This is a genomic window from Enterococcus sp. DIV1090, from assembly GCF_050537975.1.
GTDB lineage: Bacteria > Bacillota > Bacilli > Lactobacillales > Enterococcaceae > Enterococcus > Enterococcus faecalis.
Genome location: NZ_CP172917.1, coordinates 2146547 through 2158855, shown reverse-complemented (window position 1 = coordinate 2158855; position 12309 = coordinate 2146547). Strand labels below are relative to the sequence as shown.

10 protein-coding genes are annotated in these 12309 nt (G+C 39.6%); all 10 read left to right on the top strand.

Going from position 1 to position 12309, the window contains the following annotated elements; all coding sequences use genetic code 11:
* The first annotated feature begins 14 nt into the window (after positions 1–14).
* Positions 15–1388 carry a dihydropyrimidinase gene (hydA, locus tag IGL48_RS10405; RefSeq protein WP_002376596.1) on the top strand — a complete coding sequence of 458 codons (1374 nt, stop codon included), beginning with the start codon at positions 15–17 and terminating at the stop codon, positions 1386–1388.
* Positions 1389–1411: 23 nt separating this feature from the next.
* The gene (gene dpaL / locus IGL48_RS10400) at positions 1412–2605 is read left to right on the top strand and encodes a diaminopropionate ammonia-lyase (protein WP_002356589.1); all 1194 of its coding nucleotides are present in this window, start codon (positions 1412–1414) and stop codon (positions 2603–2605) included.
* Positions 2596–3921, top strand: coding sequence for a YgeY family selenium metabolism-linked hydrolase (locus tag IGL48_RS10395; RefSeq protein WP_002362247.1), 1326 nt, complete (start codon positions 2596–2598; stop codon positions 3919–3921). Before dpaL ends, IGL48_RS10395 begins: the two co-directional genes overlap by 10 nt.
* Positions 3922–3959: 38 nt before the next feature.
* Complete coding sequence (gene ygeW / locus IGL48_RS10390; RefSeq protein ID WP_002359643.1) at positions 3960–5153, top strand: knotted carbamoyltransferase YgeW; 1194 nt, start codon at positions 3960–3962, stop codon at positions 5151–5153.
* Between the two features lie 240 nt (positions 5154–5393).
* Complete coding sequence (gene arcC, locus IGL48_RS10385; RefSeq protein WP_002359647.1) at positions 5394–6338, top strand: carbamate kinase; 945 nt, start codon at positions 5394–5396, stop codon at positions 6336–6338.
* Between the two features lie 14 nt (positions 6339–6352).
* Positions 6353–6733, top strand: coding sequence for a RidA family protein (locus IGL48_RS10380; RefSeq protein WP_002400910.1), 381 nt, complete (start codon positions 6353–6355; stop codon positions 6731–6733).
* A 93-nt stretch (positions 6734–6826) separates the two neighbouring features.
* Positions 6827–8146 (top strand): nucleobase:cation symporter-2 family protein, encoded by a 1320-nt coding sequence (locus IGL48_RS10375; RefSeq protein ID WP_048949464.1) that lies wholly within the window; start codon positions 6827–6829, stop codon positions 8144–8146.
* A 93-nt stretch (positions 8147–8239) separates the two neighbouring features.
* Positions 8240–8599 (top strand): winged helix-turn-helix domain-containing protein, encoded by a 360-nt coding sequence (locus tag IGL48_RS10370; RefSeq protein ID WP_002356595.1) that lies wholly within the window; start codon positions 8240–8242, stop codon positions 8597–8599.
* Positions 8596–9603 (top strand): XdhC family protein, encoded by a 1008-nt coding sequence (locus IGL48_RS10365; RefSeq protein ID WP_002384168.1) that lies wholly within the window; start codon positions 8596–8598, stop codon positions 9601–9603. The genes IGL48_RS10370 and IGL48_RS10365 overlap by 4 nt, the downstream gene beginning before the upstream one ends.
* Before the next feature lie 120 nt (positions 9604–9723).
* Positions 9724–12297 (top strand): selenium-dependent xanthine dehydrogenase, encoded by a 2574-nt coding sequence (xdh, locus tag IGL48_RS10360; RefSeq protein ID WP_048949466.1) that lies wholly within the window; start codon positions 9724–9726, stop codon positions 12295–12297.
* Positions 12298–12309: the final 12 nt, after the last annotated feature.

Here is a 12309-nt window from a genome sequence, read left to right as displayed (position 1 = left end):
TGGGGGATAAATAAATGTCTATTCTGCTCAAAGGTGGAACCGTCGTATCTGCATATAATCGTCGTCAATTGGATATTCGAATTGACGGCGAGCAAATTGTAGAGATGGGGGCAAATTTACCAGTAGAAAATTCTCAGATTGAGGATGTTACGGGGTGTTATGTATTACCAGGCTTTATTGATGCGCACACGCATCTGGAATTAAATAATGGCAAAGGTTCGTTAAGTACGGCGGATAACTTTACTACTGGCAGCCAAGCGGCGGTGGCCAAAGGTACGACTACGGTTATTGATATGGCTACACCTAATAAAGGCGGCTCATTGAAAGACTGTTTAGCTACTTGGAATCAATTGGCTGAAGGCAAGAGTTCATGTGATTATACTTACCATATGTCCATGATTGAATGGAAACCAACGATAGCTGCTGAAATTCAGGAAATGATTGCTGCAGGTATTACTTCCTTCAAAATGTATATGGCTTATGATAACTTACGGACCACAGATGCGGAAATTTTTGAAGCGATGAAGGAAATAAAAAAAGTTAATGGAATGTTAGGCGTTCATTGTGAAAATGGTGATTTAGTAGATGAATTAATCCAATCATATGTTTCTCAAGGAAAGTTAGCCCCGCACTATCATCCGTTATCAAGACCGGCGGCTGTGGAAGCAGAAGCGGTAGCAAGATATTTGATGATAGCGGAAATGGCTGATTTGCCGGTTAATATTGTGCATTTAAGCACAAAACGATCGTTAGAAGCGGTGGAACGGGCTCGTCAAAGAGGACAATCAGTCTATGTAGAAACTTGCCCTCAATATCTTTTACTAGATGATCACTTGTATGATGCGCCTAATTTTGAAGCAGCAAAATATGTCTGCTCACCGCCACTACGCAAACGAGAGGATCAACAGGCTTTGTGGCAAGGAATTAAAGAGGGGGCAATCAATACAATATCGACAGATCACTGCAGTTTTAATTTTCACGGACAAAAAACAGTTGGCAAAGATGATTTTAGTAAAATTCCCAATGGGATGCCAGGTGTTGAAACGAGACCAGAATTAATTTACACGGAAGGTGTGGCGAAGGGCCGAATCACCTTGGAAAAAATGGTTGCTCTGCTTTCTGAAAATATTGCTAAACAATTCTCGATGTATCCACAAAAAGGTGTGGTGCAAGAAGGCAGTGATGCCGATTTAGTTGTTTGGGATCCTAGAACAACCGGCGTGATTGCTGCGAGAACGCAGTTACAAAATGTCGATTATACGCCGTATGAAGGATTTGAAACACAAGGACAGGCTCGAATGGTTTATTTAAGAGGTCAAAAAGTTGCTGAAGCTGGGCAAGTCATCTTGGCAAATCAAGGAAAATTTGTTTTTCGTAAAGCAACTTAAAAATAGAAGGAGGAGAAGTATTTTTGGAAAAAATTAAATGGACAGCAAATGAAATGCCGAAGACGGAGGATAAGTACTTACCTCTGATGTCTAAAGAAAAAATTGAGAAAGCTTTGGCTTTTCACAAAAGTTTTCCACAGTATTCAGAAACACCATTAGCAGAATTGAATCATATGGCCGCGTATCTGGGGTTAAATGATTTCTTTGTTAAAGATGAATCTTATCGCTTTGGTTTAAATGCTTTTAAAGTCTTAGGTGGTTCGTTTGCCATGGCTAACTATATTGCCGAAAAATTAAAGAAAGATGTTTCGGAACTAACATATGATGAATTAACTTCTGATCAATTACGATCAGCTTTTGGACAAGCTACGTTTTTTACAGCAACTGATGGCAACCATGGACGAGGAGTCGCTTGGGCTGCGAATAAATTAGGCCAAAAATCAGTTGTACTCATGCCGAAGGGTTCAACACAGACGAGAAAAGAAAATATTGAAAAAGAAGGCGCAACCGTCACAATCGAAGAAGTTAATTACGATGAATGTGTGCGAATGGCTAATAAAATGGCCGAAGAAACTGAAAACGGTGTCATGGTTCAAGACACCGCTTGGGACGGATATGAAAAAATTCCGACTTGGATTATGCAAGGATACGGAACGATGGCGTTAGAAGCCTCTCAACAATTAAGAAAATTTGGCTCTGAACGACCTAGTCATGTTTTTGTTCAAGCTGGTGTCGGCAGTTTAGCTGGGGCGGTGATTGGTTATTTTGCTAATGCTTTTCCAGAAAACCCACCGATTATGGTCGTAGTTGAGGCACAGGCGGCTGACTGTTTATATCAATCAGCAATTAAAAAAGACGGAGAAATTCGCTTTGTCGATGGTGATTTACAGACAATTATGGCTGGCTTAGCATGTGGAGAACCTAATACGATTTCTTTTGATATTCTAAAAAATCATACATCCTTCTTTGTTTCAGCACCAGATTGGGTTTCTGAAAAAGGAATGCGTATGTTGGGCGCGCCATTAAAAGGGGATCCGCAAGTTGTATCAGGCGAATCTGGGGCAGTAGCAATGGGCTTAGTAGCTACAGTGATGCAAGATCCCGACTATCAAGAATTACGTGAGGCATTGCAACTGGATGAGACGTCAAACGTTTTAATGTTTTCTACCGAAGGGGACACTGATCCAGACAATTATAAAAAAATTTTATGGAGGTAAAAGGAATGGATTTTAATGCAGTAAATGCAGCAGCAGAAGGTTACAGAGAAGATATGGTCAAATTTTTAAGAGACCTTGTCAAAATTCCAGGAGAAAGTGCAGAAGAAGGCAATAAAATTGCGCGAGCAAAAGCCGAAATGGAAAAATTAGGTTTCGATAAAATTGACATTGATCCTCAAGGGAATTTACTTGGTTATATGGGGTCTGGTGAAAAATTAATTGCTTTTGATGGGCACATGGATACTGTCGGAATTGGTGAAATGAGTAACTGGAAATTTGATCCTTACGATGGCTATGAAACAGAAACTGAGATCGGTGGTCGCGGTACGTCTGACCAAGAAGGCGGGATTGTTTCGGCTATTTATGGCGCTAAAATCATGAAAGATTTAGGTCTATTATCAGAAAAATATACTGCTTTAGTAACAGTTACTGTCCAAGAAGAAGACTGTGACGGCTTATGTTGGCAGTACATTATCAAAGAAGACGGTATCCGTCCAGAATTTGTTGTTTCAACAGAGCCAACAGATGGTGGGATTTATCGTGGTCAACGAGGCCGCATGGAAATTAAAGTTGATGTCAAAGGCGTTTCGTGTCATGGCTCAGCACCAGAACGTGGAGATAATGCCATTTACAAAATGGCGGATATCTTACAAGATGTTCGTGCCTTAAACAACAATGGAGATACAGAAAGCACAGCGATTCGTGGTTTAGTTCGTATGTTAGATCCTAAGTACAATCCAGAGTGGCAAGAAGCCCGTTTCTTAGGACGTGGTACGGTGACTGTATCGCAAATTTTCCATTCTTCACCAAGTCGGTGTGCTGTTGCGGATGGCTGTACCGTTTCACTAGACCGTCGAATGACTGCTGGAGAAACTTGGGAAAGTTGTTTAGAAGAAATTCGCAATTTACCAGCTGTTAAAAAATATGGAGATGATGTGACGGTTTCAATGTACAACTATGATCGTCCTTCTTATACTGATTTAACTTATGAAATTGAATGTTATTTCCCAACGTGGGTCATTCCAGAAAATCATGATGTAACAAAAGCCTTGATGGAAACGCATAAAAATCTCTATGGAGAAACACGGAAAGGCTCTGTAGAAACAGTGGAAATGCGTGAAGAACGCCCATTGTTAGATAAGTGGACCTTCTCAACAAATGGCGTTTCAATTATGGGACGTAATGGCATTCCTTGTATTGGTTTCGGGCCAGGGGCGGAAGCACAAGCACATGCACCAAATGAAAAAACTTGGAAAGATGATTTGGTTCGTTGTGCAGCCGTTTATGCGGCATTACCAACGGTTTATTGTGGTTAAGTAAAGGATTATTAGACAAGAAAAAAGGAGCAGATGGAATGGAAACGTTTAAAGAATATATTGAGAAATTAGATAAATTAGAATTTGAAAAAATGTACGAAAATGACTTTTTCCTAACTTGGGAAAAAACAAGAGATGAATTAGAAGCTGTTTTCACAGTTGCCGATACATTACGCTATTTAAGAGAAAATAATATTTCAACTAAAATCTTTGATAGTGGCTTGGGGATTTCTTTATTCCGCGACAACTCTACAAGAACACGTTTTAGTTTCGCTTCAGCGTGTAATCTTTTGGGCTTAGAAGTTCAAGATTTAGACGAAGGAAAAAGTCAAATTTCTCACGGAGAAACTGTTCGTGAGACAGCAAACATGATTTCTTTTATGGCTGATATCATTGGTATTCGTGATGACATGTACATTGGTAAAGGCAATGCTTACATGCACGAAGTATCAGAATCTGTCCAAGAAGGATATAAAGATGGGGTATTAGAACAACGCCCAACGTTAGTGAATTTACAATGTGATATTGACCATCCGACGCAAGCAATGGCGGATGCGTTGCATTTAATTCATGAATTTGGTGGTATTGAAAACCTGAAAGGGAAAAAAGTTGCCATGACTTGGGCGTATTCACCATCTTATGGAAAACCATTATCTGTTCCTCAAGGAATTGTTGGTCTAATGACCCGTTTAGGAATGGATGTCGTCTTAGCACATCCAGAAGGTTATGAAATTATGCCAGAAGTAGAAGAAGTTGCGAAGAAAAATGCGGCAGAATTTGGTGGGAACTTTACTAAAACGAATAGTATGGCAGAAGCATTCAAAGATGCGGATGTTGTTTATCCGAAAAGCTGGGCACCTTTTGCGGCAATGGAAAAGCGAACTGAATTATATGGCAATGGTGACCAAGCAGGAATTGATCAATTAGAACAAGAATTACTTTCTCAAAATAAAAAGCACAAAGATTGGGAATGTACAGAAGAATTGATGAAAACAACGAAAGACGGCAAAGCTTTGTATATGCATTGTCTACCAGCTGATATTACTGGCGTAAGTTGTGAAGAAGGCGAAGTGGAAGCTTCTGTTTTCGATCGTTATCGGGTCGAACTTTACAAAGAAGCTAGCTACAAACCGTATGTTATTGCGGCTATGATTTTCTTAAGTAAAGTAAAAAATCCGCAAAAAACTTTAACAGACTTAGCGGATAAAGCGACACCAAGAGAAGTAAAATAATGAATTTGGCATGAAGACAGATGCTTTTTCTTTACACAATGAATCATTAGAAGTTGCCTCTTCAACATGAACAAATAAGACCTTCCCAAGTCTATTCATGAATGTGTGATTGTCTCGAGTCAAGAACGCTTAGTCATGTGCGTTGACTTCATGCAACGACAACAGACAGTTAATACGAAAACTCGTTGTGAAAAAGAAAAAGCATCGTCCTTTTTATAAAACAGAAAATGAGGTGAAGCAATGGGCAAACGCGTCGTAGTAGCTTTAGGTGGCAATGCTTTAGGAAATAATTTGACGGAGCAGATGACTGCCGTAAAACAGACTTCCAAAGCGATTGCAGATTTGATTGAAGCAGGATATGAAGTTATTTTATCTCATGGCAATGGTCCTCAAGTGGGGATGATTCAATTAGCTATGGAAGAATTTTCCTTTAATAATCCACAATATCCAGTTGTTCCGTTATCCATGTGCGTAGCCATGAGTCAAAGTTACATTGGCTATGATTTAGAGAATGCGCTACAAGAAGAGTTGCGTCAGCGAAATATAAGTAAAGCCGTCACCACCATAGTCACTCAAGTGGTCGTGGATGAAAATGATCCGGCGTTCAAAAAACCAACGAAACCAATTGGCCGCTTCATGACAAAAGAAGAAGCAGAACAATTAGTCAAAGAAAAAAATATACAAGTGATGGAAGATGCTGGCCGTGGTTATCGCCAAGTCGTCGCTTCTCCTAAACCAAAAAATATTGTCGAACTTCTCACGATTCAAACATTGGTTGATGCTGGCCAAACAGTCATTGCTGGCGGCGGTGGTGGCATCCCAGTCATTCAAGAAGGGAACCGACTAAAAGGTGTAAATGCAGTCATCGACAAAGATTTTTGTAGTGAACGACTAGCTGAACAAGTAGATGCTGATCTGCTCGTGATTTTAACAGCAGTTGAAAAAGTTTGTATTAATTTTGGTAAAGAAAATCAAGAAGCCCTAGGGAATATTTCAACAGAAAAAATGAAACAATATGCGCAAGAAGGTCAGTTTGCTCCAGGTTCAATGTTACCAAAAGTTGAAGCAGCGATTAAGTTTGCTGAATCTAAGCCAGGTCGAAAAACATTGATTACGTTATTAGAAAAAGCCAAAGAAGGATTATCTGGAAAAACAGGGACTTTAATTGAAAATAAAGAATCATAGAATGGAGGAAAACGATGACAAACAAAATGATTAATTCTGCACAGGCACCAGCTGCTGTAGGACCTTATTCACATTCTGTCTTAGCGGGAAATACGTTGTACATTTCTGGACAACTAGGATTAGATCCGCAATCGGGTGAAATGAAGGCTACAGTGGAAGAACAAGCAAAACAAGCTTTTATCAATTTAGGTTCGATTTTAAAAGAGGTCGAGATGACCTATGATAATGTTGTGAAAACAACGGTGTTTTTACAACATATGTCTGATTTTAGCAAAATTAACGAAATCTATGGGAATTACTTTTCAGAAGTTTTGCCTGCACGTTCTTGTGTAGAAGTAGCCAAGTTGCCAAAAGATGGTTTATTTGAAATTGAAGCAGTTGCTGCCAAAGGATAATTTTTAAGATGTTTCTGAGGGAAAAAGGATTGCATTCTTTACTGATTAAGGGGAACAATCCTTTTAGAATAAAAAGAAGAAGGAAACGATCCTATGAATGAAAAAAAAGAGCAAGCATTATTTGAATATAATGCGAAACTATCAATTTCTGAAGCAATTCCGATGGGATTGCAACACGTTGTCGCAGCAGTAGTAGGGATTGTCACACCGGGAATCATGATTGCCAAAGTTTGCCAATTAAGTCCTAGTGATACGACTATTTTGATTCAAACATCATTGATTTTTTCAGCAGTTGCAACGTTAATTCAACTTTTCCCTATTTTTGGAAAAGTGGGTTCACGGTTACCAGTTATGATGGGGGCAAGTTTTGCGTATGTACCGATTTTGATGGCCATCGGAGCTGATTTTGGGATTGCAGCAATTTTTGGTTCCCAATTAGTTGGCAGTATTCTTGTTATTATTGTTGGTTTGTTCATTAAAAAAATCCGTGTGTTGTTTCCGCCTTTAGTAACAGGAACGGTTATTTTAAGTATTGGCCTATCCCTGTTTCCTGTTGCGATTAAGTATATGGCAGGAGGAGCTGGTAGTGCTGATTTTGGTTCAGCCCGGAATTGGTTAGTTGCATTATTAACCTTTGCGATTGTCTTTTACTTCAATTATTTTGCAAAAGGATTTTTGAAGTTATCAGCAATTTTAAACGGAATGGTTATTGGCTATTTGATTTCTTTAGCTTTAGGGATGGTTAGTTTTGAGCCAGTTCAAAATGCTAAAATCGTTCAGGTAATTACCCCGTTTCATTTTGGACTGGATTTTCAACTGGTACCAATCTTTACGCTTGTGGTGATGTTTATTGTTGATGCTGTTCAAGCCATCGGTCAATTTACAGCAACAACGGTTGGAGCAATGGATCGAGATGCAACGGATGAAGAATTATCTGGCGGAATTATGGGAAGTGGATTCACTAACTTTATTGGCAGTTTATTTGGATCAATCCCAGTGGCAACTTTTGGACAAAATGTTGGTCTGGTTACGGTAACAAAAGTGATTAATAAGTATGTTCTGGTTTTCGCTTCAGTTATATTATTAATTGCTGGTTTTGTTCCGAAAGTAGCTGCGTTATTAACTACGATTCCTTACGCGGTAATTGGTGGCGCAACGATTTCAGTTTTTGCTTCTATTTCTATGACAGGTATTCGGATGATTGCTTCGCAGGAAATGACTCCTCGAAATACTGGGGTTGTCGGAACAGCTCTAGCATTTGGAATTGGTGTCACATTGTCTACTGGAAGCTTAGCTGGTTTTCCAACTTGGGTAACAACGATTTTCGGTAATTCGGAAGTTATCTTAACCACTTTGGTAGCAGTCCTTTTAAATGTCATTTTAAAACCAAAAAAGCGTGTAGCACTTGAGTGAAGATTGCTTTTTTTGATACGAAAGTGAGTAAGCTTTCGTATCCTTTTTCCCTTACGTTATCTATAAAAAAATGAACGAATAAAGGAGGAGAAGATGTTTACGTATTCCCTAAACTTAAAATTAAAAACAGATCGGAACTTTTTTGGTCCTGGCGTTGTCGAAGTTTTACAAAAAATTCAGCAAACTGGGTCACTAAACTTAGCGGCAAAAGAGATGAAAATGTCTTATAATAAGGCATGGCGGATTGTGCGGGTAGCTGAAGAAGAGCTATCTTTTCCATTAATTATCAAAAGTGTTGGTGGTTGTAATGGTGGCGGGTCAATTGTTACGGATCAAGGAAAAGAGTTGATTGATCAATATCTTTTATTTGAGAAAAAAGTGTATCAACAGGTAGAGGCATGCTTTGAAGAAATCTTTAAAGAACAGGATGTAGTATCGGAGGAACTGAAATGAGAGAAGTATTTCAGCGTTTGAAACAGGCAATATTGGAAAAGCAAGACACGATGTTATTAACGATTGGTACAAGTTCAGGATCTACACCACGAAGTCAAGGGGCTAGAATGCTGGTTTCCGCCGAAGGTAGAATAGCCGGAACTGTTGGTGGTGGGGCGGTTGAATTTCAGGCTGAACAAGTGGCAAAAAAGCTACTTCTTGAGAAAGAAAATGCACAACGTCAATTTATTTTAGCCCCGAATAATATTGCTGATTTAGGCATGGTCTGTGGCGGAAATGTCACGATTTTTTTCCATTATCTTTCATGGGAAACGCCATTTTTAAAAGAGTTGTGTGAGTCCATAGAAACGCATTTTCAAAATAATCAACAAGGTTGGTTAATGACTGAACTAGATCAAAACAATTTAGGAAAAGTATCCTTTTATAGTGAAACAGGCGAATTGATTGGTTCCACTTCTTGGGAGGGGGAATTAAGTTTGCTACCTAAAGGTATCCATTGTGTGCAAAAAGAGGAAACAACTTTTTTAACAGAAGCAATCCTCCAAGTAGGGAAAGTATATATTTTTGGAAGTGGACATGTCGCACGCGCATTGGTACCTATTTTAAACTATTTATCGTTTTATTGCGTTGTAGTGGACGATCGTCCAGAATTTTTGACGGCACAAGCTTTTCCACAAGCTGAGGAACTACGGGTTATTCCTTTAGAAAATTTAGCTGCGTTTATTGAAATAACGGCGGACGATTATGGTATAGTAATTACCAGAGGACACAATTTTGATTTCATCGTTGCCAAACAGTTATTGGAAACACCAGCCAAATATATTGGTGTGATGGGGAGCAAACACAAAGTTGCTTCACAAGTTCGACGGTTAAAAGAGGTCGGTTATACAATGACTGAAATTGAAAGAATTTTCATGCCAATTGGCTTAGATATTGCAGCCGAAACACCAGAAGAGTTAGCGATTAGCATCGCGGGAGAATTAATTCAACAGCGCTATCAATAATGAGGACCTTTAAGTTAAATAAAAAAGTTTTTTTACTAAAAAATAATTTTTAGAACGAAGATTTGTGGTATAATCTAGGTGATTGAACACTAAACTATATCAGAAATCGAGGTGCAAGAAATGTATTCAATTATTGTAAATGGTCAAAGTGAAACCTGTGAAACAAACAAAAAATTAATGGACTTTTTGCGGGAGGATCTGGGCCTAACTGGAACAAAAGATGGCTGTAACCAAGGCTCTTGCGGTGCATGTACGGTGTTAGTAAATGGAAAGGCTTCCAAAGCATGTTTGTTTACTCTAGAAAAATTAGCTGGCAAAGAAGTCACGACAATCGAAGGTTTAAGCCAACGGCAAAAAGATGTCTATGCTTATGCGTTTGCAAAAACGGGTGCAGTTCAGTGCGGGTATTGCATCCCTGGGATGGTTATTTCGGCACAAGGATTATTGAACAAGAAACCCGAACCCACAAAAGAAGACATTCAGAAAGCTATACGAGGAAACATTTGTCGTTGTACAGGATATGTGAAAATAATAGAAGCCATTCAGTTAGCTGCTAAAATGTTTTGTGAAGAAACGAGCATTCCAGAAGAACATTCAAATGGTAAATTAGGGGAAGACTTCCAACGGGTCGATGCAGTGGAGAAAACCTTAGGAACAGGGATTTATGTAGATGACATTGACATAGAAGGAATGCTTCATGCATCTGCTTTGCGGAGTGCCTATCCTCGCGCAAAAGTTCTATCAATCGATAGTACCCAAGCATTGGCGCATCCTGACTGTGTGGCTGTGTTCACAGCTAAAGACGTTCCAGGAAATAATAAAATTGGTCATTTAGAATTTATTTCCGATTGGGATGTAATGATTCCAGTAGGAGAAATAACACGGTATGTTGGGGATGCAGTAGCACTCGTTGTTTCAAAAAGAAAAGAAACCTTACCAGAGATAAAAAATTTAGTGGAAGTTGATTACGAAGAAATGATACCGCTTACTTCTTGTGAAGCTGCTTTAGCAGAAGGTGCACCAGCTATTCATGAAAAGGGCAATATCTTGTCTCATGAACACTTGGTACGTGGCAACGCAGATGAAGTATTAGCAAATTCTGCGTTTGTAGTGACAGAACATTATTCCGTACCAATTAACGAACATGCCTTCATGGAACCCGAGTGTGCGATTGCACAGCCTGAAGGTGAGGGCATTTTACTCTTTAGTGCGGGTCAAAGTATCTATGATGAACAACGGGAAGTGGCTCGGATGTTAGGACTAGACAAGGAAAAAATTCATGTTCAATCAAAACTTGTTGGTGGTGGTTTTGGTGGGAAAGAAGACATGAGTGTTCAGCATCATGCATCCTTAGCCGCTTGGTTATTGAAGAAACCAGTAAAAGTACTGCTAAGCCGTGAAGAAAGTTTGATGGTTCATCCCAAACGCCATGGCATGGAAATGGACTTTACGACCGGCTGTGATGAAGAAGGCAATTTAACTGCAATGAAAGCAGTGATTTATGCGGATACTGGGGCCTATGCTTCTTTAGGAGGACCAGTATTGCAACGGGCTTGTACACATGCGGCAGGTCCCTACAAGTATCAAACGATTGATGTGGAAGGGTTTGCTGTATATACTAATAATCCGCCAGCAGGTGCATTTCGTGGATTTGGTGTTTGCCAAACGGCTTTTGCAATTGAAAGTAATTTAAACTTGTTAGCAGAAAAAGTCGGACTATCACCATGGGAAATACGCTTTAAAAATGCCGTCGCCCCAGGAGATACTTTACCGAATGGACAATTGGTCTCGAAAAATGCGGCGTTAAAAGAAGCCTTGTTAGCGGTTAAAGACGTCTATGAACAAGCGGAAGTTGCTGGAATTTCTAGTTTCTTTAAAAATAGTGGCGTGGGTGTGGGGCTACCTGATACAGGGCGTTGTATTATTTCTGTTGAAGAAGGAAAAATACATGTCCGCACAAGTGCTGCTTGTATCGGTCAAGGAATGGCAACCGTTACGACGCAAATTGCCTGTGAAACATTAAATTTACCACCAGAAATGATTGTTGCGGAAGCCCCTGATACGAGAAGAACACCGAATTCAGGAACGACAACGGCTTCGAGGCAGTCACTCTTCACAGGAGAAGCAACTAGAAGAGCGGCAATGCAATTACGGTATGAACTTGATATGGGACGTGCTTTAAGTGATTTGGAAGGTGATGAATTTTATGGGGAATATTCAGCGAAAACGGATCCGTTAATTAATGATAAAAAAAGTCCAGTTAGTCATGCTGGTTATGGTTATGCTGCTGAAGTAGCTATTCTAGATGACAAAGGAAAAGTAGCTAAATTTGTGGCTGCGTATGATATGGGGCAAGTGGTGAATCCACGAGCTGCTGAAGGTCAAATTGAAGGTGGGATTGCAATGGGCATGGGGTATGCTTTAACTGAAAAATTTGCCTTAGAAGAAGGTTATGTTAAAGCAAAATATGCAACGCTAGGATTAGTGAATGCCGCTCAAGTACCACCAATCGAAACAATTTTGGTTCATGCTGACAATCTTCACGAAGGTTTAGCCTATGGAATTAAAGGCGTAGGTGAGTTAGCAACGATCCCTACCGCACCAGCTTTAGCAGGCGCATATTTTGCCTTGGATGGTCAGCTCCGACCAAGTCTGCCTTTAGAAAATACCCCTTATCAAAAGAAAAAAAGATAAAAGGAGACAACT